Here is a 21,464-nt window from a genome sequence, read left to right as displayed (position 1 = left end):
ACGGCCATGAGCGACCTCGCCCTGCCCGCCGCCGCCGTGCCCGCCGCCCCCGCCGGCGCCTCCTACTGGGCCGGGGTGCGGAAACGCCTGATGCGCGACCCGGTCAGCCTCGTCTGCGCCGCCGTGCTGCTGCTGATGCTGGCGGCGATCCTGCTCGCCCCGGTGATCGCCCCCTACGGCCCCTACACGGGCAGCGTGCTGCGGCGCCTCAAGCCGATCGGCTTCCCCGGCTACGTGCTCGGCACCGACGAGCAGGGACGCGACATGCTCACGCGCCTGCTGTTCGGCGGCCGGCTCTCCTGGTTCCTCGGCATCACGCCGGTGGTGCTGGCCTTCGGCGTCGGCGGGCTGCTCGGGCTGGTGGCGGGCTTCGCGGGCGGCTGGGTGAACATGCTCATCATGCGCACCACGGACGTGTTCTACGCCTTCCCCTCCGTGCTGCTCGCCGTCGCCATCTCCGGCGCGCTCGGCACCGGCATCGGCAACGCCATCCTCTCGCTCACCCTGGTGTTCATCCCGCAGATCATCCGCGTGACGGAGAGCGTGACGACCGGCGTGCGCAACCTCGACTACGTGGAATCCGCCCGCGCCAGCGGCGCCGGGGCCATGACCATCGTGCGCGTGCACGTCCTGCCCAACGTGCTGGGGCCGGTCTTCGTCTATGCCACCAGCCTGATCAGCGTCTCGATGATCCTGGCCTCGGGGCTGAGCTTCCTCGGCCTCGGCACGCAGCCGCCGGAGCCGGAATGGGGGCTGATGCTGAACACGCTGCGCGCGGCGATCTACACCCAGCCGCTGATCGCCATGCTGCCGGGCCTGTGCATCTTCGTCACCAGCCTCTGCTTCAACCTGCTGAGCGACGGGCTGCGGGCGGCGATGGACGTGCGCTGAGAGGGGAAGTGCTGCCGGCGCGCGGGCAACGGAGAGGGCTTGGCCCTCTCTGCACTCTCCCACCAGGGAAGGCGCCGCCTTCCCTGGACCCATCCGCCAAAGGGCGAAGCCCCTTTGGAAACCCCGTTCGGATCCGGGCCCCGATGGTTGAGCCATCGAGGCCGAAAGACGCCGGCGGAGGTCCAGGAACCTGAGGTTCCTGGCGGTTGGGGTCTGGGGAAGGCAGAGCCTCCCCAGGGGGCGGTTGGGGTCTGGGGAAGGCGGAGCCCTCCCCAGGGGGCGGATAGGGTCCGGGAAAGGCAGCACCTTCCCGGGAAGGCGCCGGCCCTACCAGCCCTTCCCGCGCACCACCGCCACCGCCGCCGCCAGCGCCGCGTCGGCATCGAGCGCGGTGGTGTCCAGCAGCACCGCATCCGCCGCCGGCTTCAGCGGTGCCGCCGCGCGGGCCGCGTCCTGCGCGTCGCGCGCGCGCAGCTCGGCCTCGACCTGCGCGAGTTCCGCCGCCACGCCGCGTCCTTGCAACTCCAGCCAGCGCCGCCGCGCGCGCTCCGCCGGGGAGGCGGTGACGAACAGCTTCACCGGGGCCTGCGGGAACACCACCGTGCCGATGTCGCGCCCGTCCAGCACCGCGCCCGAGGCGGCCCCGAAGGCGCGCTGGAAGTCGAGCAGCGCGGCGCGCACGCCCGGCACGGCGGCGACGGCGGAAGCGGCCATGTCCACCTCGGGCACGCGCAGGTCGGTGCGGGCGAGGTCGGCCGCCGCCAGGGTGCGCGCCGCGGCCTCGGCGGCGGCGGCGTCGCGCGGATCGGCGCCGGAATCCAGCACGCGGCGGCCGACGGCGCGGTAGAGCAGGCCGGTGTCGAGATAGGGCAGCCCCAGCGTGGCGGCGAGCCGGCGCGCCAGCGTGCCCTTGCCGGCGGCGGCCGGCCCGTCCACGGCGACGACGAGCGGCGCGGCCCCGGTGCCCCGGCCTGTCCCGGCCGTGCCGCCAGCGGGCCCAGGAGCGGGCCCAGGAGCGAGCGCAGGGGGGGGGGCAAGGGGGGGCCCAAGGGGGGGCACGCCGTCGGACGGCACCGGCACGGCCTCAGCCCGCCGTCAGCGCCTCGGCCCCCGCCACGCGGTTCATCAGCGCGGCGAAGCCGGGGAAGCTCGTGTCGATGAAGGCGCCGTCGTCGATGCGCATCGGCGCCGCCGAGGCGAGGCCGAGGACCAGGGCGCTCATGGCGATGCGGTGGTCCATGTGCGTCGCCACCAGGCCGCCGCCCGGGGGCGGGGCGCCGTTGCCGTGCACCAGCAGGTCGTCGCCCAGGATCTCGGCGCGCGCGCCGGCGGCGGCCAGCAGCGCGGCGGTGGCGGCGAGGCGGTCGCTCTCCTTCACGCGCAGCTCCGCGAGGCCGCGCATGCGCGTGGTGCCCTGCGCGAAGGCGGCGAGGACGGCCAGGATCGGGTACTCGTCGATCATGCTCGGGACGCGGCCGGGCGGCACCTCCACGGCGCGCAGCGGGCCGTGGCGCACCAGCAGGTCGCCCGTGGGCTCGCCGCCCTCGACCCGCTCGTTCCGCACGGTCAGGTCGGCGCCCATCTCGCGCAGCGTGGCGAGCAGGCCGGTGCGCAGCGGGTTCAGCCCGATTCCCTCGACGGTCAGCGCGGAGCCCGGCACCAGCAGCGCCGCCGCCACCGGGAAGGCCGCCGAGGAGGGATCGCCCGGCACCATGATCGGCGCCGCCACCAGCTCCGGCTGGCCTTCCAGCTCGATCACGCGGCCCTCGGGCGTGTCCTCGACGCGCACCGTGGCGCCGAAGTGGCGCAGCATGTTCTCGGTGTGGTCGCGCGTCGGCTCCGGCTCCACCACGCGGGTGGTGCCCGGGGCGCAGAGCCCGGCCAGCAGCACCGCCGACTTCACCTGCGCCGAGGCCACCGGCAGGCGGTAGTCGAGCGGCAGCGGGTCGGCCGCGCCCTCGATGGCCAGCGGCAGCCTGCCGCCCTCGCGCGCGGCGAAGCGGGCGCCGGTGGCGCTCAGCGGGTCGATCACCCGGCGCATCGGGCGGCGGCGCAGGCTGGCGTCGCCGGTCATGACGGAGAAGATCGGGTGCCCCGCCAGCAGGCCGCAGAGCAGCCGCGCGGCGGTGCCGGAATTGCCCATGTCGAGCACGTCGGCCGGCTCCAGCAGCCCGCCGATGCCGCGCCCGGCCACGCGCCAGCGCCCGGGCGCGAGCTGCTCGACCTCGGCGCCGAGGGCGCGCATGGCGGCGGCGGTGCGCAGCACGTCCTCGCCCTCCAGCAGCCCCTCGATCGCCGTCGTGCCGACCGCCAGCGCCCCGAACATCAGCGCGCGGTGGCTGATCGACTTGTCGCCGGGCACGCGCAGCGATCCGGAAAGCGGCCGGCCGGGCGCGGCGGCGCGCATCGGGCGCGGATCGGCGGCGCCGTGGGTGCCGGCGGCGGGATGCGACGGGACGGGAGCGGACGTTTCGGCAGGCATGGCCGGCGCGTTTGACATGCGGCGGCGCGCGTGGCAATGCGCCGCACCTTTTCGCCCGCCCTTCCTCCAGCCGCACCCTGGCTCCCGCCCGTCGGGACCGGCCAAGGGGAAATCGGCCGCGGGGGGAAACGGCGCGGCGGGACCTGCCCGCCCGCCGCGCGCCGCCGGCTCTGCCCCGCGCCGCGACGGCCCCTGCACGAGGCTGAGACACGATCCATGGCCAAGCCCGAACTGGGTCTGAAGCGCGTCTGCGTCGCCTGCGGCGCGAAGTTCTACGACCTGGCCCGCACCCCCGCCGTCTGCCCGAAATGCGGCACCGAGCAGCCGGCCGAGCAGCCGCGCCTGCGCCGCGCCGCCGGCCCGGTGGACGACAAGCTCAAGCGCCGCGTCGCCACCCCTGCCGAGGCGGAGGGTGACGAGCCCGAGCTGGAGGAGGCCGAGGGCGACGAGGCGCTGGAGGACGCCGAGGAGCTGGACGACGCCGACGAGGCGCTCGGCGAGGACATCGAGGTCGAGACGGACCGCGACGAGGAGGGCTGAGGGCCCGGCGCGGGGGCATCGGGGCGCCGCCCCGGGCCCCGGCAGGGAGGGCGTTGCCCTCCCCAGCACCCTCCCGCCGAAGGGCGAAGCCCCTTCGGAAACCCCGTTTCGGGAAGAAAGTCCGAGGTGTTCCGACACCCGGGACCAAACGAACGGAGCCCAGGAGGGCCTCGCCCTCCTGGCGGATGGGCTCCAGGGAAGGCAGAGCCTTCCCTGGCCGGAGGGGTTGGGGGGCGGAGCCCTCTCCGCTGACGAAGCGGGGTCCGGGCGCCGCGCCTTCCCCGATGACGAGAGGGAGCGCGGGGCGCGTCGTCCCTGCTACAGCAGCTTCGCCTCGAAGGGCGGCAGCAGGTCCGGCGCCTCGAATTCCACCACCCACAGATCGGGGTCGCGCTTCACCTGGCGCGCCACGTAGGCGTCGGTCTCCGCCTGCCCGACCGGCGCCGGGCCGGTGCCGCGTATCCAGGCCGGCCGGCCCTCGGCGTCGCGCACCTGGGCCAGCACCACCAGACCCTCTCGCCCGTGCAGCACGCACAGCACGCCGCCGGCGTCCGGATCGCCTTTGCGCAGCACGGCGCCCGGCCGGCCGGCGCCATCCGCCAGCCGCAGCGCCATCGACACCCAGATTCCAGCCTTCACGCGAGCTTCCATGCCGCGCAGAGACTCCAGCCGGCCGCCGGATGCAAGCCCGGGCTTCCCGTTTCCGCGCACGACATCTTGCCTGCCGCGCGCCGCCGCCCGAAAAGACCGCCCGAGCAGGGCGGGCGCCGGATGGCCCCGCCGGCAAGCCCCATCGGCGCCCCCTCGGGGCGCCCCTTGGAGAGACCCGCGAATGGCCGATAAGCGAGCGATGACCGAGGGCCAGCGCGCCTACGAGGCGAAGCGGGCCAGGAAGGCCGGCCTGTCGCTGGAACGCTGGCTGGAGCAGAAGGAGAAGGCCGAGAAGGCGGAGCAGGAGGCGGCCCGCAAGGCCGCCGCCAAGGCCACCCCGGCGCCGGCCAGGAAGCCCGGCTTCTTCGCCCGGCTGCTGGAGAAGGCCCAGAAGCCGCTGTGAGGCGGCGTCGCGGCGGGCATTCGGGGCTGGCCGGCCCGGATGGGCCCGGTGTGCCCCCCGCCCCCGGCGGCTTCCGCCGGACGGCGCATCCCGGGTAGCGGCGCGGGGCCGGCCGGCCCGGACGGTCGCCACGGCACCCCATCCCTGCGCGCCGCCCATGCGGACTGGAGTGCCGACCCGCGCAAGGACGGTCGCCACGGCACCCCATCCCTGCGCGCCGCCCATGCGGACTGGAGTGCCGACCCGCGCAAGCGCTGGATCAGCGTGGCGACGCGCGGGGCGGCCGGCTGGGTGGCCGGGGCGCCGCGCCTCGTCGGGCCGGTGGAGACGCTGCTGCCCGATCTGCTGGCGGACGGCGCGCCCCTGGCGCTCGGGCTCGACCTGCCGCTCGGCCTGCCACGCGAATACGCGGCGCGGCTGGGCGCAGCCCCGGCGGCCGCCACGGTCGTGCCGATGCCCTCCCTCCGGGACGCGCCCGACTTCCCCGCCTTCCTGCGCGGGCTGGACGCCGGCAGCGCGTTCTTCGCGGTCAGCCCCGGTCTCGACACCGTCTCGCCCGCCCGCCCCTTCTACCCGGCGCGCGGCATCCGGGGCATGACGCGGGCGGCGCACGCGGCGGCGCTGGGCCTCTCGGGGCCGGCGGCGCTGTCACGCCTCTGCGACCGCGCCACGGCCGAGCGGCCCGCCGGCGCGCCGCTGTTCTGGACGCTCGGCGCCAACCAGAGCGGCAAGGCCGCCATCGCCGCCTGGCGCGACTGGCTGGTGCCGGCGCTCGGCGCCACGCCGGCGGCCGGCGCCATCCCGATCCGTCTCTGGCCCTTCGAGGGCGGACTGCGCGCCCTGCTCGCCCCCGGCGCGGCGGTGCTGGCCGAGGTCTACCCGGCCGAATGCCTGCGCCAGCTCGGCCTGCGACTCGGCGGCAGCAAGCGTGCCCAGGCGCCGCGGCGTGCCCTGGCGCCGGCCCTGCGCGCGACGATGGCGCGGCTCGGCGTGCAGGCTTCCCCCGCCCTCGACGCCGCGATCGCGGATGGCTTCGGCGCGGACGCGGCCGGCGAGGACCGCTTCGACAGCGTGATCGGCCTGCTCGGCCTGATCGCCGTGCTGGACGGTGCCCGGCCCGATTTCGTGCCCGACGATCCCTGGGTGCGACGCTGGGAGGGCTGGGTGCTCGGCCAGACGGCGCTGCCGCGCGATATGCCGGGCGCGCCTGCGCGCGACATGCCAGGCGCGCCTGCATGCTGGATGACCTCGGGCCTGCCGGCGCGCGGCCGGGGGAGACGGGCAACGGCGAACGGCCGGTTCCTTGTCGTGGGCCGCACCAGCCGGATCCGCCGGCCGGGGAGCGCGTCAGGTTGCCTGTGCGGGGTATGCCCCGTACCGTCCCGCCCTAGCACGGAACCGTCGTCGGCGCAGGAGTCGGGCATGGCCACAACGATCGCAGCGAAGCCCCGCGTGGCGTTCATCGGCACCGGCGGCACCATGTCCTCCGTCGGCAAGGGGCCGCTCGACGTCAACGACTACGGCGCCAACAACAAGCGGCTGGAGGCGGCGGAGATCCTGGCCGCCGTGCCGGCGCTGGCCGAGGTCGCCGACGTGTTCGCCGTGCCCTACAAGGCCGTGCTCAGCCCCGACATCGACTTCGCCGACTGGCGCGCCCTGGCCGCCGAATGCCACCGCCTCGCCGCCACGGAGAAGGGCCTCGCCGGCATCGTCATCGGCCACGGCACGGCGACGCTGGAGGAGACCGCCTACTTCCTCTCGCTGACGCTGAGGACCGACATCCCCGTCGTCGTGGTCGGCGCGCAGCGGCCGATCTCGGCGCTCTCCACCGATGTCGGCATGAACCTGGTCGGCGCCGTGCGCGTCGCGGCGAGCCCGGAGGCGCGCGGCCTCGGCGCGCTGGTGCTGCTCAACGACGAGATCCACGCCGCGCGCGACGTCACCAAGACCTCGACGCTGCGGCTGCAGACCTTCCGCACGCCGGATTTCGGCGCGCTCGGCCATGCAGACGGCGACCGCGTGGCGTTCTACCGCCGCCCCGTGCGCCGCGCGGCGCCGGACACGGAGTTCGACGTCGCGGCGCTCGACGCCATCCCGCGCGTCGACATCGCCTACAGCTACGCCGGCAGCGACGGCACGGCGATCCGCGCCTTCGTCGCGGCGGGCGCGCGCGGCATCGTGCAGGCCGGCTTCGCGCCGGGCATGAACACGCCGGGCGACCACGCGGCGCTGCGCGAGGCGGTGGCGGCCGGCGTCACCGTGGTGGAATCGACGCGCGCCGGCAGCGGCCGCGTCGTGCTCTCCACGCGGCTGCGCGAGGCGGGCATCCTCTCGGCCGACAACCTGACGCCGCAGAAGGCGCGCATCCTGCTGGCGCTCGCCCTCACCCGCACCGCCGACCCGGCGGCGATCGCGCGGATCTTCGAGACCTACTGACGCCGGCCCCGGCGCCGGCGCGTGCCCGAGCGCCGATCCTGTCAGGCGACCGCGGCGCGGGCCGGGAAGCGCCCCGGCCCCGCGCCGCTACTTCTTGATGTCCACCGCCACCAGCACCTCGTGGCCCTGCGGCGCCAGCAGCTCCTGCAGGGCCCGCAGCCCGGCCAGGCCGCAGGCCGTGTCCTGCTCGCCATTGCCGCCGCTGAGGCCGATGCCGCCCACCACCTCGCCATCCACCACGATGGGGAAGCCGCCGACGAAGACGGCGAAGCGCCCCTCGAAGCTCCACTGGATGCCGAAGGCCTCGTTGCCCGGCAGGGCCGGCCCGTTCGGCGGCGTGTTGAACAGGTGCGTGGAGCGCCGGTGCCCGGCCGCGGTGAACGCCTTGTTCCAGGCGATCTGCGGGCCCGTCACGCGCGCCCCGTCCATGCGCTCCAGCACCAGCGGGAAACCGCCTTCGTCGGAGACGCAGACCGTCTCGCCCACGCCCAGCATGGAGGCCTCGGCGATCGCCGCCACCACCATCGCCCGGGCCTCCGCCAATTCAAGCTTGAATGCGCGTCGCATCGTCCTACTCCTGCCCCGTCGTTCCGGCGGGCGCCGTCGGGGACGTCCCGGCGGACGCCATGGCGGGCTTCGCCGCCGTGCCCGTGGCCGGCCGCGGCTGCCATGACACGCTGACATCACCGTTGAGGAAGGTCTGGCACGCCATGCGCCAGCCCTCGGCGAATTGCGCCTCGGTGAGGTGCTTGCGCTCCTTCGGCTTCACCGCGTCGGTGTTCTCGATTCCCTGCTCGATGCGGCACTTGCAGGTGCCGCACAGCCCGCCGCCGCACTTGAAGGGAATCCCGCCCTTCTCGCGCAGCGAGACCCGCAGAAGGTTGCTGTTCTCCGGCGCGGTGACGACCTTGCCCTCGTTGGTGAGGAAGGTGACCTGGATCATGCCGCCGCCGACACCGGCTCCGGCACCTCGTCCGGCGCCGGCACGCGCTCCAGCGCCACCTTCATGCCGCCGAACGCCGTCAGGTGCGCCAGCTCCCGCCGCGCCGCCTCCACGCTCTCGAACTTCTCCAGGAACTTCACCGGCACCTCGTTCAGCACCGGCGGCTCCGCCTCGTCGATCACGCGCAGGCGCAGCTCGTGCAGCAGCTCGGCCACCACGAAGCGCGCGCGCACCGTGTCGTGGAAGCGGTACTCGTAGGCCTCCACCGGCCGCAGCCCCGGCACCAGCTCGGTGCGGAACCGGCCGGGCTTGCTCGTCAGGATGACGTACATGGTTCCCCTCGCTTTCAGGCCTGCTTGTCGTCCTGCGACAGCTCGATGTCGTGATGCAGCCAGAGCTGGCAGGCCAGGCGCCAGCCCGCGGCGAGGCGCTCCCCCAGCCGCTCCTGCTCCTTCCAGTTCGGCGCCGGCAGGTTCTCGGCCCCCGCCAGCACCCGGCACGCGCATTTCGCGCACTTGCCCATGCCGCAGCCGTAGCGCAGGTGCGGGTACGGGAATTTGCGGATGCCGGCGCGCACGACGAGGTTGGTGTTGTCGGCCACCTCGTCGCGGTGCGGCTCGCCGTTCTTCCAGATGACGACCGTGGGCATCCGTGCGGCCACTCCCATGCACCGGAGCAGGTTGAAACGATCGGGGAAGGCGCTGCCTTCCCCGGACCCCATCCGCCTGGGGAGGGCTTCGCCCTCCCCGGACCCCACCCACCAGGAACCTCAGCCTCCTGGACCTCCGCCGGGGTTTCGCGGCCTCGCGGGTTCAGCCGCCGAGACTCGAATCCGAACGGGGTTTCCAAAGGGGCTTCGCCCTTTGGCGGGGTTACCCAAGGGGCAGAGCCCCTTGGCGGATGGGTGCAGGGAAGGCGGCGCCTTCCCTCCGGGGTCCGGGGCAGCGCCCCGCTGCCCGCTCAGGCCGCCTTGCTCAGCACCGGCGCGTCGAGGTCGGCCGCCACGTAGTCGCGGTACAGCGCGTCCGTGTAGAGCAGCCGCATGCGGGCGCCGATCTCGCAGATCTTCAGGCAGCGCTGCTGCAGCTCGACCGTGTTGGCGTGCTCCAGCACGATCTGATAGCCGCGCTCGCCGTGGATCTCGTCCGAGACGATGTGCAGGTCGAAGAACTCCACCTCCTGGTCGGTGAAGCCGTACTTCTCGCGCAGCGTCGGCGTCTGGCGGCGGTAGATCGAGGGCACCTGCGATTCGAGGCCGACCACGAGGCCGGCGACGGCCACGATCGGGTCCTCGCGCATCGCGACCGCGTAGCACCAGCTCTGCAGGGCCAGCGTGGTGGGCGACATGTTCTCCGGGTCCTGCACCCGCTCGCGCGTCGTGCCGCAGGCCTCGGCGAAGCGGATCAGCAGGTCGGTGTGGCGGTCGCCGCCGATCTCCTCCTCGTACATGTTGGCGAGCAGGAAGTCCTTCGCCTCCACGTAGTTCGCCGGCATGCGCGCATAGACGTAGCCGAGATAGTCGGCGAAGGGGCCGACGTAGTGGTAGTGGTTCTCGGCCCAGCGGGCGAGGTGCGCGCGGGAGAGGCGGCCCTCGGCCCAGGCGCGGGAGAAGGGCGAGCCGTTGGCGCTGCGGCCCTTGATCGCCTCCTCGAGGGCGGTGCGGAAGGTGTCGTGGTCCATCAGCTCGGCCATGGCGGTTCTCCTGTCGGGGGAAGGCGTTCCGGGAAGGGTCGGTGACCGCGTGGTCACCACAGCACCACCGCGATCGCGGTGGAGAGCACGAGGCCCGCGACGACGGGCGGGAACAGCATCCTCACCACGTCGAGCACCGGCACGCGGGCGAAGCCGGCGACGGCGATCAGCGAGGACCAGGCGATCAGCGTGCCGCCGCCGGTCCACACCGCGCCCATCTGGCCGACCGCGGCGAGGGTGCTCGCCTGGGCGCCGGAAACCGGGGCGAGGGCGCCGGAGAGGGCGCCGGTCAGCGGCAGGCCGGCGAAGCCGGAGCCGTCGATGCCGGTGATCATGCCCACCAGCAGCACGGCGAAGGCGACGGCGGCCTCGCTCTGCGGGATCAGGTGCTGCGCGGCGCGGATGGTCTCGAACAGCAGGTCCGGCGCCGCCGCCGCGGCGGGCAGGCCGAGGATGGCGCGCGAGAACTCGCCCGAGCCGAGGAAGAAGAAGCCCGCGATCGGCAGCACCGTGCCCATGGCGCGGAAGGAGAACACGAAGCCCTCGACGATGTGGTCGGCGGCCGTGTGCATCGCCTTGGCGCCGTCGGCGGCGAAGGTGGCGATCAGCATCATCAGCGCCGCCGTGCCGCCGACCATGGCGGCCGCGTCGCCGCCCTTCAGCTCGGGCAGGCCGGGGATCACCTTGGGGGCCAGCATGAAGGCGATGACGAGCAGGAAGGCGATCGGCGTCACCACGGCGAGGATCGCGCCCCAGCGGAGGGACTGTGTCGGGGCGGAGGCGATGGCGAGGGTGCCGCCGCCGGCCAGCGCGGCCTTGCCCGGCAGGGTGTCGGCCGACAGGGCCGCCTCCTCCACGCCCTCGGCGGCCTGGAGGGCGAGGACGGACTTGTCGAAGGAGCCGATGTTCGGCGCCACCTCCTCGCGCTGCTCGGCGAGGCTCTCGGCCAGCGTCGCGCCGGCCTGCCAGCGGGCGAGATGGCGCGGGCTCGGGGCGGCGATGCTGGCGCGGATGCGCAGGTAGCCGAGGCCGAGCGCCACCGCGCCCGTCACCAGCGAGAGCAGCAGCGCCTTGTCGGCGATCACGCCCGCCTGGTCGGCGATGCCGGCGGCGCGGGCGCTGATCGCGGGGGCGACGCGGATCACGTAGTCGGAGGAGAGCGCCATGCCCTGGCCGGCCACGGCGATGGCGATGGCCGCCCCCATGGCGGGCAGGCCGGCGGCGATGGCGGCCGGCAGCAGCGTCGCGGCCACCAGCGGCACGGCGGGGGTGGGCCAGAAGAACAGCGAGATGAGGTAGGTGCAGGCGGCCAGCACGAGGAAGGCGACGTGGCCGTTGGTCATCACGCGGCGGAAGGGGCGCACCATCATCTGGTCGGCGCCGAGCGCGCGCAGCGCGTGCAGCAGCGAGGTCATCAGCGCGATGACCAGGAAGATGTTGAACAGTTCCTTCGCCGCGACGAGCGAGCCGTTGAACACCGCCGTCACCGCCGTGACCAGGCTGCCCGAGAAGGTCGCGGCCACGGCGAAGGTGGCGACGATGGCCGGCACGACGACGTTCGCGCGCAGCACCATGGAGGCGATGATCGCGGCCACGCCGCAGAGGTACACGTAGTGCACCGCGCCGAGCGGAACATCCATGGGCTGCATCCCTGTCGGTTTCGTGTGGAGCGGTTCGGTGCGGATCGTCGTATACGGACACCTTGAAGTCAACGCCGATCTTTCCGAGAGATGCATAATTTCCCGGCATTCCGGGCTCAACCCAGACCAGACTGCCGATTCTTTCATTGATGTGCCTATGAAACAGGCTGGAAAGCCGGCTGGCTTCCGCTGGCGGGCCAGTGGAACAAGCCCGGAGGGTGGTCCGCCACCACCTCCCGCTCGCTGCCGTATACGGAGACCCCCCTCTCGGCGCACGCCTCGGCTGCCCGGCCGCCATCGCCCTGGCGCCGCCGTCGCAACCACCGGATAATGCCCCGCCCCATGAGCAGACCCATCCCCACGCCCGAACTGGACGCGATCGGTCACGCCACGCCCGCCGCCGGGACGACGGCCGATGCCGCGGCGCCCGGCCAGGCGGAGCCGGGCCAAGCCGGGCCCGGGCGCCGCGTCCCGCTCAGCCAGCAGGCGACGGAGGCGCTGCGCCGCGCGATCCTCGGCGGCCGCCTCGCCCCCGGCGAGCGGCTGGTGGAGGAGCGGCTTTCCGCCGAGCTCGGCATGTCCCGCGTGCCGATCCGCGAGGCGATCAAGCAGCTCGTGGCCGAGGGCCTCGCCGTGCCGGCGGAAAGCGCCCCGGGCGGGCGCGGCGCCCAGGTCGCGGCGCTGTCGCCGGAATTCGCGCTGGAGCTGATCGAGGTGCGCGCCGTGCTGGAGGGGCTGAACGCCCGCCTCGCCGCGCGCCAGCGCAACCCGGCCGTGCTGGCGCAGGTCCAGGTCGTGCTGGAGCGCGGCAACGCGGCCGCCAACGCCGCCCACGGCGCGGCCGCCGGCGAGCTGGCCGCGCTGAACGCCGCCTATCACGACCTGCTGGCGACGGCCGGCGCCAACCGCGTGCTGCAGGACCTGATGCGCCCGCTGCGCGAGCGGACCGAGCTGGTCTTCCGCCGCAACAGCACCGAGCGCGCCGCCGCCGACTGGCGCGAGCATGCCATGATCCTCGCCGCCGTGATGGAGGGCGAGGAGGAGCTGGCCGCCCTGCTCGCCGCCCGCCACGTGCACCGTGCCGCCCGCGCCCGGCTGGGCCCTCCCCGGGCCGACGGCCCGCCCGGGACCACGACGGCGCCGGACGGGCCGCCCGTCGCCGGCGCGTCGCCGCACGCCGATCCGCCGCCCGCCGCCGGCAGGCCCGGCCGGGCGCCCTGCCCCGCGACGCCGCCCGACGCGCCCGGACCGGACGCCGCGCCCGGACCGGACGAAGGGATCGCCCCGCCGCCCCGCCGGGCGTGACTCGCGGCGGGGGCCGTCCTACCTATGCGCCTCCCGCGCCACGCCCACGCATTCCGGGACCACCCCCCTGCCGGGGCGCGCCGCCGCATCGCATGAGGACATCAACAACGCATGAGCGAACGGGAGTGGGAGATTCCCCCGAACCTGCAACCCGATCCGGCCGATTACCGCTTCGACCTGCCGGGCGTGCTGCGCACCTTGGTCGGGATCCGCTCCCTCGTCCCGTCCGACGCCTTCACCGCCGAGGGGCTGGGCACGGAGCGCACCGGCAGCGGCGTGGTGATCCGCCCCGACGGGCTGGTGCTGACCATCGGCTACATCGTCACCGAGGCGGAGACCCTCTGGCTGACCGACGCCGATGGCCGCGCCATTCCCGGCCACGCCCTTGCCTACGACCAGACGACCGGCTTCGGCCTGGTGCAGGCGCTGGCGCATGTCGAGCTGCCCGCCATCGAGCTCGGCGACGATGCCCGGGCCCGCCCCGGCACCACCGCCGTGATGGCGGCGGCCGGCGGCCCGTCGCGCGCGATCGAGACGAGGATCAGCGGTCGCGACACCTTCGCCGGCTACTGGGAGTACCTGCTGGAGGACGCGATCTTCACCGCCCCCGCGCACCCGTTCTGGGGCGGCGCGGCGCTGATCGGCGATGATGGCAGGCTGCTCGGAATCGGCTCGCTGGTCCTGCAGCAGGGCGACGACAAGGGACAGCGGCACGACATGAACATGGTGGTGCCGATCGGCCTGCTGCCGCCGATCCTGGACGACCTGCTCACCTACGGCCGGGTGAACCGCCCCGCCCGCCCCTGGCTCGGCCTCTACGCGACCGAGGGCGAGGACGGGATCTCGGTGGGCGGCCTCGCCAATGACGGCCCCGCCGAGCAGGCGGGCCTGCGCGTCGGCGACCGCCTGCTGGCCGTGGGGCGGGAGGAGGTCGGCGACCTCGCCTCGCTGTGGCGGGCGGTCTGGGCGTGCGGCGATGCCGGCGCCACCGTGCCGCTGCGGGTCCGGCGCCGGCACGGCAGCCTGACCATGGCGGTGGTCTCGGCGGACCGGGCGAGCTTCCTCAAGGCGCCGCGGCTGCACTGAGGGGCCGCGCCGGCCGCCCCCTGCCCACTCCCCCCCCCCCCACGCCCCCGTGTCGGGCCGGCGACGGGGCGCCCGGCCATGCTGCCGGGCCCGGCATGCCCACCCGGCGCCTTTGTGCCGGGCGGCCGGGCGCCTATCTGCGGGGGCAAGCCCGGGTCCGCCACGTGCGGGCCCGTCATGCCACGACCGGACCGCCGCGCCCGGCCGCAAGGAGTACGACCATGTCGACCACCCTGCCCGCCCGCCGTGCCTTCCTGGGCCTTCTCGCGGCCGGCCTGTCCGTGCCGCTCGCCGCCCATGCCCAGGGTGCCGCACCGCAGGCGGTGGTCGAGGCGCTGCACGGCCAGCTGCTCGGCACGATGCGCGAGGCGCAGCGCATGACCGTGCGCGCCCGCTACCAGCGCCTCGCCCCCGCGATCCAGGCGGCCTTCGATCTGCCGACGATGACCCGGCTGGCGGTCGGCCCGCCCTGGAACGCGATGTCGCCCGCCGAGCAGCAGCAGCTCCTGCAGGCCTTCTCCGAATGGTCGATCGCCAACTACGCGGCCCGCTTCGACGGCTACTCGGGCGAGAGCTTCGTCACCACCGGGGTGCAGGCGATCCAGAACGGCGACCAGCTCGTGCGCACCCAGCTCAACCGCACGGACGGCGCCCCGGTGGCGCTGAACTACCTGCTGCGGCAGGTGGGGGGGCAGTGGAAGATCGTCGACATCTACCTGACGGGCACGATCAGCGAGCTGGCCTCGCGGCGCGCCGAGTTCACCTCGCTGCTGCGGGATGGCGGCCCGGAGCGCCTGATCGCCGAGCTGCAGCAGCGCACCGCCGGCATGCTGCGCGCCTGAACGCCTGTTCGGGCGGCCCGCGGGCCGGCCCGGCGGGTTCTTCGTCCGGCCGGGAACCGTCGGCCCGCCGTCCCGACGCTTCGCATCGGGGCGAGGGCCGGCCCGGGGCGTCCGGCGCCGTGCGCCGCACCCTTCCGGCCAGGCCCCCTCGCCAACCCTTCCGCCGCCGACCAGCCGGAGAGGCTCCCGGCCGTCCGGCGGCCGGCGCGGCGCCGGTCGGTCAGGCCGCCCGTACCGCGGCGAGGAAGCGTTCGGCCCCGTCGCGCAGCATCTCCGCCTGTTCCGATAGCGTGCGCGAGGCCTCCAGCAGGCCGGCGGCGGAATCGCCGGTCTGCTCGGCGACGCCGCGCACCCCGCCGATCCGGCGGCTGACCATCGCCGTGCCCTCGGCCACCTGGCCGGCGCTGCGGGCGATCTCGCGCGTCGCGGCGCCCTGCTGCTCCACGGCGGCGGCGATCGCGGCGGTGATCTCGTGCATGCGCTGGACGGTGGCGCAGATGGAACGCAGCGCCTCCACCGCCTTCGCGGTGGTGCCCTGGATGGCGGCGATCTGGCCGCCGATCTCCTCCGTCGCCCGCGCGGTCTGGCTGGCCAGGTTCTTCACCTCGCCCGCCACCACCGCGAAGCCCTTGCCCGCCTCGCCGGCGCGGGCCGCCTCGATGGTGGCGTTCAGCGCCAGCAGGTTGGTCTGGCCGGCGATGTCGGAGATCAGCCGCACCACGTCGCCGATCCGGTTCGCCGCCTGCGACAGGCCGTGCACGGTGCCGTCGGTGGCCTGCGCCTCCGACACGGCGGCGCGCACGATCGCGGCGCCCTCGGCCACCTGCCGCGTGATCTCGGCGACCGAGGCCGCGAGCTGCTCGGCCGCCGCCGCCACCGCCTGCACGTCGCCGTTGGCCTGCCCGGCCGCCTCGGCCACCGCCGCCGCTTCCCGTCCCGAAGTGCCGGCCGCGGCCGCGAGGTCGCGCGCGGCCAGCTCCATCCGCGAGGCCGAGTCGGAGACGCTGGCCACCACGCTGCCTATCTCGGCCTCGAAGGTGTCGGCCAGCCGTGCCTGCTCGGTCACGAAGCTCCAGGTCAGCATCGGGCCGACATAGCCGCCGGCGGCATCCAGGATCGGCGCGGCGATGAGCTGCGCCACCTCGCCGCCGATCGTGATCCGGACGCGGTAGGGCAGCCGGGCCGGATCCGAGAGCAGGTCCCGCTGCTGCTCCGGGCGCCGGTGGAACAGGTCGATGCTCCTGCCCAGCAGCTCGTCCGCCCCGCAGGGCAGGTGCGCCTCGATCCGGCGCAGATGCTCGCGGATATGCGGGTTGACGTAGGTGATCCGGAACCCGTCGCGCGGGTCCGCCATCATCACGCCCACCGGCATCTGCTCCAGCATCTGCCCCTGCGCGAAGGCGCGGGCGGCGGCGAGGCGCAGCGCCTCCAGCGCCTCGGCGATGCGGCCGATCTCGTCGCGCCGGTCGCGGTCCGGCACGGCGACGGCGGTGTCGCCGCCGGCGATCCGCGTCACCGCCCCCTCCAGCCGCCGCAGCGGCCCGCCGATGGCCCGCCCGGTCAGCCAGCTCGCCAGCAGCAGCAGCAGCGCCACCGCGAGGCTGGCACCCAGCGTGACGTGGCGCATCACGGCCAGCGAATTGGCCGCACCGGCCCGGCGCGCGGCGCCCTCGGCCGCCAGCGCCTCATCGGCGCCCCGCAGCGCGGCCTCCAGCCGCTCGCGCAGCGGCCGCAGCCGCTCCTGGCGCAGCCGCGTCGACGCCTCGGCCGCGCCGACCACCCCCTCGGCCGCCGCCGCGAGCTGCGTGCCGACCGCGTCGAGGCGACGCAGGTCCTCGCCCAGCATGCCGGGTGGCGGCGGGTTCGCGAGGCCGCGCCCGTGCACGCGGGCCTGCGCCATGGCGCGGCGGACGCGCCGTGCCATGGCGGCGTCGCCGGTGGTCAGGAAGCGCTGCACGGCGATGCGCAGCTCGTTCACCGCGCCGTGGAAGGCCAGCAGGCGCTGGCGCATCTCCTCGCCGGCGGTGCCGCGCAGGTCGACCTCGAGGTTGCTGCTCGCCGCCTCGAAGGCCTGGTCGTACTCGCCGCCGAGCTGGAGCAGCTGGCCGTCGCGCCGCTCGATCAGCGTGCCGCGCTGCGCGGCGAGCTCGCGCATCAGGGCCGCCATCGTGGCGAACGCCTCGCCGGCCTCGGCGATCGTGGCGCGCGTCGCGGCCTCGGCCGTGCCCGAGGCGGCCGCCTCCAGGGCGGCGTCGGCGTCGCGCCGGGCGGCCTCGACGCCCTCGACCACGGCGGCGACCTCGGCCGCGTCCTGCGCCAGGAGCAGCGACTGGCCCCCGGCCTCGAGCCGGCCCACCGCGATCGTCGCCGCGGCCATGGCGCGCTCGGCGGCCTGCGCGCGGCCCTGCGCGGCGGCCTCGGCCGTCACGTCGCCGACCTCGACCTGCACCGTCGCGACCAGAACGCCAAGGACCAGCAGCGCGACTCCGGCGCTGACCGCGAGCTTGCGGCCCACGGGAAGGTTGCGGAACGAAGGTATGGCCACACCGTGACTCCCGGCGACACAGGTCACCGATCCTCCCCGCCGCCCCTTAAATCGCGGTGAACCGCGGCCCGCCGCCGTGGCCCTCCCTCTCGACAGGACGGCCTCGCCGCGCGACCCTGCCGGCGCGCCGCCCGCCCCGTCGGGCACGCCCGTGGCGCTTTCGCCGACCAGCCCCGCCGGAGTGGCCTATGCAGTTCGATCTGGAGCAATTGCCCGCGCGCGAGCGCTACAAGCTCGTCGTGTCCACGGTCACCCCGCGCCCCATCGCCTGGGTGGTGAGCCAGGATGCCGCCGGCACGGTGAACGCCGCGCCCTTCTCCTTCTTCAACGCCTTCTCGGACGATCCGGTGGTGGTGGCGATCGGCGTCGGGCCGCGCGCGCCCGGCGCGCCCAAGGATACCGGCGCCAACATCAAGGCCACGGGCGAGTTCACCGTCTGCCTCGTCTCCGAGGAGACGATCCACGGCATGAACATCACCGCGATCGACTTCCCGCCCGGCACGGACGAGCTGAAGGAGGCCGGGCTGAGCACCGTCCCCTCGCTGAAGGTGAGGACGCCGCGCATCGCCGAGAGCCCCGTCGCCTTCGAGTGCGTCACCCACCAGATCATCCCGATCGGGCACCACGACATGATCCTCGGCCGGGTGGTCTCGATGTACATCCGCGACGACTGCGTCCTCGATCCCGCGAAGAACTACGTCGACACGCCGAAGCTCGGCCTGCTCGGGCGCATGCACGGGCGCGGCTGGTACGTGCGCAACACCGACCGCATCGAGGTGCCGCGACTGACGGTCGCGGAGTGGGAGGCGCGCCGGAAGGGCTGACCGCCCCTCCCGGTGCCGTCCGCCGGGGCCGGCAGGCCCGGGCCGGCGGACGCGGCGGGGGATCAGTAGAAGACGTAGTCGCCGGTGCCGAGATGCGCCGGCGAGCCGTTCGCCATCTGGATCAGGAAGATCGGGCTGTCTCCCGCCGCGGTGTGGACCGTGTAGTACTGCATGGACGGGTTCACCACGCCGCCCGGCGCCGCCAGGTGGTGGAACTGCAGCGTCGCATCGGCCCCGAAGCCGTGGAAGGCCAGCACGTCGCCGCTGCCGCCGTTGGTGTCGGCGGTCCGGAAGTTGATGATGTGGTCGGCGATGCCGAAGAAGTACTTCGGGTCGGCGATGACGCCGTCGAAGACGAACAGCGTGTCGCCGGTGCCGGCCTTGCGCACCGGGGTGCTGCCGAAGGTGAAGCTCCTGGTGGTGGCGGCGCCGACCGTGACCGCCGCCGTGTCGCTGATCACGCCGCCATGGCCGTCGTCCACTGTCATCACGATGCTGTCGGTCGCGCCCACCGTCGGCAGCACCGCGTGGCCGCGCCAGGCGTAGGTCAGGCTGGCGAGCTCGGCCTCCACCGCGGCCTTGGTGCCCGCGAGGACGAGGCTGCCCGTGCCCTCGCCGGCCTCCGCGACGCCGCCGCCGGCCGCGGGCGTGGTGTGCAGCACGCCCTGCGCGGCCGCCAGCTTGACGGTGATCTGCGCGGCGTCGTCGATCGAATCGAGCCCGAGCGCGCCCGCCTTGGCGGCGCGCGCCGCGAAGGCGGCGCCCGATGCGGCGGCGGACTCCGCGTAGACCTTCGCGGTCCGGCTCGCCTGGGCGGCGACGCTGTCCGGCAGCGCGGTCGCGCCCTGGTAGGCGTAGGCCCGGATGTAGTCGATGTTCATCTCGGCGGGGAACTCGGTGGTCCCGTCCGGGCTGCCCGGCCAGTTGCCGCCGATGGCGAGGTTGACGACGATGTACATCGCCTTGTGCATGTCGGCGGGTGTCGCGATCTGCGCGACGACGTTGCCGTCGACGTAGTAGGTCAGGTCGTCCGGCGCCCACAGCACGCCGAAGGTGTGGAAGCCGTCCGAGGTGTCGGGCGTGTGCGCCGCCACCGAGGTGCCGGTGCCGGTCTTGGTGCCGGCCGAGAAGTAGAGGGTCGAGGGATCGGTGCCGATCATCTCGAAGATGTCGATCTCGGGCGGCCAGCTCCCGTCCTGCGGCAGCAGCCAGAAGGCCGGCCACAGCCCCTTGCCGGCCGGCAGCTCGGCGCGCATCTCGAAGTAGCCGTAGGTCTGCGCGAAGGATTTCTGGCTGTTGATCATGCCCGAGACGTAGGGCAGGCCGAGCGCGTTGCTGCCGGGCTGGCCGGTGATCGTCAACACCCCGTCCCTGACGCTGAACGGATCGAAGCCGACCGAGGCGTCCGAGTAGTACTCCTGCTCGTTGTTGTCCGACAGGGTGCGGCCGTAGTCCCACTGCGTGCGCCAGGTGGTGCCCTTTCCGCTCGCCGACCAGCTGAAGCTGTCGAACTCGTCGTCGAAGGTCATGACGAGCTTCGAGGGGTCGATCGGCAGGCGGAAGTCGGCGGCGGTGAAGTCGGCGAGCGTCTGGTTGCGGAACAGGATGCTCTGGTCGCTGCCGAGGGCGAGGCGCACGTCGGCGCCGACCTGCGCCATCGCCGCCCGCACCTGGGAGAAGGTCGTGAAGCCGGGCACGTTGTCGAGCCGGACGATCGAGCTGCCGTGCACGAAGTCGGTGACGACGTCGTTGCCGTCGCCCGCCGCGAAGACGAACACGTCGCTGCCGCCGCCGCCGGTCAGCACGTCGTCGCCCGCGCCGCCGGCGATGACCTGGCCGGCGCCGTCGCCACGGATGATGTTGGCGAGCGCGTTGCCGCCGGACCAGATCGTGCCGCCCTTGACGATCAGGTTCTGCACGTTGTCCGGCAGGATCGCCTGCGACGTGTACCAGGAGACGATGGTGTTCACGTAGCCGGGCTGGGCGATCACCGTGTCGTTCGCCGCGGTGACGTAGAAGGTGGTGTCGGTCGCGCCGCCGATCAGCGTGTTGGCGCCGCCCAGGGACCAGAGGCCGTTGGCCCCGCCTGTCGCCCTCAGCGTCTCCCAGGCGCCGCTCGCGCCGATATGGATGGTGGGGTTGTTGCTGAGCGGCAGCGCCAGGCCCCTGTAGTCGATGGTGTTGGGCGCGTAGCTGTAATAGGCCATTGGTCCCTGTTCCTGGCTGAGGGACGGACCCGCTCACACTCCTTGTGATGGTTTGGCGGGAGATGTCTCTAATTTTGATACAGAAGGAAAAATTTCCGTTAATTGCTCATTTAACGATAATTCTATAAATAATGATACGGCCTGGATGCGGCAGACGACCCGCCCGTGCCACCGCGGTCCACGCTGCCACCGGAGACAGGAGATCCATCCGACGGGAAGCCGGCCGGAAGGGCTCCGGGCCTGGATCCGGCGCATTTCCCGAGCCGCTGAGCGAGGACGCTCAGCTTGAAAATGCTCTAGCGGAGGATCATCCCGGCACCGTTGGCGCGAAGGCTGACGGAGATCACTCCCGTCTTGTCCCCCTGAGGAAGATGCCGACCGCGCGGTCGATCCGCCGGCGCAGTTCCGCCTCCGGCACCTCGGCCTCAAGCCCGGTCAGCAGCTCATGGTGGAAGGCGCCGAGCGCCATGCCGACCAGCATGCGCACAGCCTCGCCGGGAGGGCCGAAATCGTGGCCGCCGGCCTGCTCCAGCCGCGCGAGGTAGTCCTCCATCCCGAGCGGCGGCGACGTGCCGCCGCCGTCGGGCGGCGGGCTCCGGCCCGCGAGCCGCCCGGCCTCCGCCGTGGCGATCCGGATCAGCGCCACGGAACGATCGCGCAACAGGATGTCCGCCATGCCGAGCAGGAATTCGCGCAGGGCGTGTGACGGCTCCAGGTCGGGGTCGACCGGCAGGGCCGCCACCTCGAAGCGCAGGCGCAGCATCAGGGCGCCGAACAGCGCCTCCTTGGATTCGAAGAGCTTGTAGACGGTCTTCTTCGAGCACCGGGCCTCGCGCGCGATCATGTCCATGGTCGTGGCATGGAAGCCCTGGGCGACGAAGGCTGCCTCGGCGGCATCGAGGAGGCGGCAGCGCAGCGTGGCGGCGTCTCCGGCCTCCTCCCGCGGGGTGGCCGTAACGGCCCGACTCTCCATGGCG

Annotated in this window: 20 protein-coding genes; 8 read left to right on the top strand and 12 right to left on the bottom strand. The window is 74.0% G+C overall.

Annotated elements, in window-relative coordinates; translation table 11 throughout:
* Positions 1 to 6: 6 nt before the first annotated feature.
* Positions 7 to 891, top strand: coding sequence for an ABC transporter permease (locus M0638_RS02885; protein WP_248665451.1), 885 nt, complete (start codon positions 7 to 9; stop codon positions 889 to 891).
* A 327-nt stretch (positions 892 to 1,218) separates the two neighbouring features.
* On the opposite strand, the gene cmk is transcribed toward M0638_RS02885, so the two are convergent.
* Together cmk and aroA are read right to left on the bottom strand one after the other, a co-directional pair.
* A complete protein-coding gene (gene cmk, locus M0638_RS02880) occupies positions 1,219 to 1,827 on the bottom strand; it encodes a (d)CMP kinase (protein ID WP_248665450.1) in 609 nt (202 codons plus the stop codon).
* Between the two features lie 148 nt (positions 1,828 to 1,975).
* Entirely contained in the window at positions 1,976 to 3,373 is a 1,398-nt protein-coding gene (aroA, locus tag M0638_RS02875; protein ID WP_408902795.1) for a 3-phosphoshikimate 1-carboxyvinyltransferase, read from the bottom strand.
* Between the two features lie 216 nt (positions 3,374 to 3,589).
* On the opposite strand from aroA, the gene M0638_RS02870 reads away from it, so the two are divergent.
* A complete protein-coding gene (locus M0638_RS02870; RefSeq protein WP_248665449.1) occupies positions 3,590 to 3,913 on the top strand; it encodes a TIGR02300 family protein in 324 nt (107 codons plus the stop codon).
* Positions 3,914 to 4,231: 318 nt separating this feature from the next.
* On the opposite strand, the gene M0638_RS02865 is transcribed toward M0638_RS02870, so the two are convergent.
* The gene (locus M0638_RS02865) at positions 4,232 to 4,564 is read right to left on the bottom strand and encodes a DUF1491 family protein (protein ID WP_248665448.1); all 333 of its coding nucleotides are present in this window, start codon (positions 4,562 to 4,564) and stop codon (positions 4,232 to 4,234) included.
* 181 nt (positions 4,565 to 4,745) lie between these two features.
* Between M0638_RS02865 and M0638_RS02860 the strand changes: the two genes are divergently transcribed.
* Both M0638_RS02860 and M0638_RS29055 read left to right on the top strand, forming a co-directional pair.
* A complete protein-coding gene (locus M0638_RS02860; RefSeq protein ID WP_248665447.1) occupies positions 4,746 to 4,967 on the top strand; it encodes a hypothetical protein in 222 nt (73 codons plus the stop codon).
* 48 nt (positions 4,968 to 5,015) lie between these two features.
* A complete protein-coding gene (locus M0638_RS29055; protein ID WP_248665446.1) occupies positions 5,016 to 7,403 on the top strand; it encodes an asparaginase domain-containing protein in 2,388 nt (795 codons plus the stop codon).
* 87 nt (positions 7,404 to 7,490) lie between these two features.
* Here M0638_RS29055 and M0638_RS02850 read toward each other — a convergent pair whose 3' ends face one another.
* The 6 genes from M0638_RS02850 to M0638_RS02825 all read right to left on the bottom strand — a co-directional run bounded on the left by M0638_RS02850 (position 7,491) and on the right by M0638_RS02825 (position 11,678).
* The gene (locus tag M0638_RS02850) at positions 7,491 to 7,970 is read right to left on the bottom strand and encodes a GlcG/HbpS family heme-binding protein (RefSeq protein WP_248665445.1); all 480 of its coding nucleotides are present in this window, start codon (positions 7,968 to 7,970) and stop codon (positions 7,491 to 7,493) included.
* 4 nt (positions 7,971 to 7,974) lie between these two features.
* On the bottom strand, positions 7,975 to 8,346 hold the full coding sequence (locus M0638_RS02845; RefSeq protein ID WP_248665444.1) for a 2Fe-2S iron-sulfur cluster-binding protein: 372 nt from the start codon (positions 8,344 to 8,346) through the stop codon (positions 7,975 to 7,977).
* Positions 8,343 to 8,678, bottom strand: coding sequence for a ferredoxin (locus M0638_RS02840; RefSeq protein WP_248665443.1), 336 nt, complete (start codon positions 8,676 to 8,678; stop codon positions 8,343 to 8,345). The genes M0638_RS02845 and M0638_RS02840 overlap by 4 nt, the downstream gene beginning before the upstream one ends.
* A 14-nt stretch (positions 8,679 to 8,692) precedes the next feature.
* The gene (locus M0638_RS02835; protein WP_248665442.1) at positions 8,693 to 8,995 is read right to left on the bottom strand and encodes a 2Fe-2S iron-sulfur cluster-binding protein; all 303 of its coding nucleotides are present in this window, start codon (positions 8,993 to 8,995) and stop codon (positions 8,693 to 8,695) included.
* Positions 8,996 to 9,306: 311 nt separating this feature from the next.
* On the bottom strand, positions 9,307 to 10,038 hold the full coding sequence (locus tag M0638_RS02830; protein WP_248665441.1) for a TenA family transcriptional regulator: 732 nt from the start codon (positions 10,036 to 10,038) through the stop codon (positions 9,307 to 9,309).
* Between the two features lie 53 nt (positions 10,039 to 10,091).
* Entirely contained in the window at positions 10,092 to 11,678 is a 1,587-nt protein-coding gene (locus tag M0638_RS02825) for a hypothetical protein (protein WP_248665440.1), read from the bottom strand.
* A 342-nt stretch (positions 11,679 to 12,020) separates the two neighbouring features.
* Between M0638_RS02825 and M0638_RS02820 the strand changes: the two genes are divergently transcribed.
* From M0638_RS02820 to M0638_RS02810, 3 genes are all read left to right on the top strand, one after another.
* Positions 12,021 to 12,983 carry a GntR family transcriptional regulator gene (locus M0638_RS02820; RefSeq protein WP_248665439.1) on the top strand — a complete coding sequence of 321 codons (963 nt, stop codon included), beginning with the start codon at positions 12,021 to 12,023 and terminating at the stop codon, positions 12,981 to 12,983.
* 111 nt (positions 12,984 to 13,094) lie between these two features.
* Positions 13,095 to 14,069 carry a S1C family serine protease gene (locus M0638_RS02815; protein ID WP_248665438.1) on the top strand — a complete coding sequence of 325 codons (975 nt, stop codon included), beginning with the start codon at positions 13,095 to 13,097 and terminating at the stop codon, positions 14,067 to 14,069.
* A gap of 221 nt (positions 14,070 to 14,290) precedes the next feature.
* The gene (locus M0638_RS02810; RefSeq protein ID WP_248665437.1) at positions 14,291 to 14,911 is read left to right on the top strand and encodes an ABC transporter substrate-binding protein; all 621 of its coding nucleotides are present in this window, start codon (positions 14,291 to 14,293) and stop codon (positions 14,909 to 14,911) included.
* A 220-nt stretch (positions 14,912 to 15,131) separates the two neighbouring features.
* Here the strand turns inward: M0638_RS02810 and M0638_RS02805 are convergent, their stop codons facing one another.
* On the bottom strand, positions 15,132 to 17,456 hold the full coding sequence (locus tag M0638_RS02805; RefSeq protein WP_248665436.1) for a methyl-accepting chemotaxis protein: 2,325 nt from the start codon (positions 17,454 to 17,456) through the stop codon (positions 15,132 to 15,134).
* A 188-nt stretch (positions 17,457 to 17,644) separates the two neighbouring features.
* On the opposite strand from M0638_RS02805, the gene M0638_RS02800 reads away from it, so the two are divergent.
* A complete protein-coding gene (locus M0638_RS02800) occupies positions 17,645 to 18,280 on the top strand; it encodes a flavin reductase family protein (protein WP_248665435.1) in 636 nt (211 codons plus the stop codon).
* Between the two features lie 62 nt (positions 18,281 to 18,342).
* On the opposite strand, the gene M0638_RS02795 is transcribed toward M0638_RS02800, so the two are convergent.
* Together M0638_RS02795 and M0638_RS02790 are read right to left on the bottom strand one after the other, a co-directional pair.
* Entirely contained in the window at positions 18,343 to 20,487 is a 2,145-nt protein-coding gene (locus tag M0638_RS02795) for a family 16 glycosylhydrolase (protein WP_248665434.1), read from the bottom strand.
* A 343-nt stretch (positions 20,488 to 20,830) separates the two neighbouring features.
* Positions 20,831 to 21,460 carry a TetR/AcrR family transcriptional regulator gene (locus M0638_RS02790; RefSeq protein ID WP_248665433.1) on the bottom strand — a complete coding sequence of 210 codons (630 nt, stop codon included), beginning with the start codon at positions 21,458 to 21,460 and terminating at the stop codon, positions 20,831 to 20,833.
* Positions 21,461 to 21,464 lie beyond the last annotated feature (4 nt).

Source organism: Roseomonas acroporae (assembly GCF_023223525.1).
Lineage (GTDB): Bacteria > Pseudomonadota > Alphaproteobacteria > Acetobacterales > Acetobacteraceae > Roseomonas_E > Roseomonas_E acroporae.
Note: the sequence above shows the minus strand (reverse complement) of the source record. Positions and strands in the feature narration are given on the sequence as shown.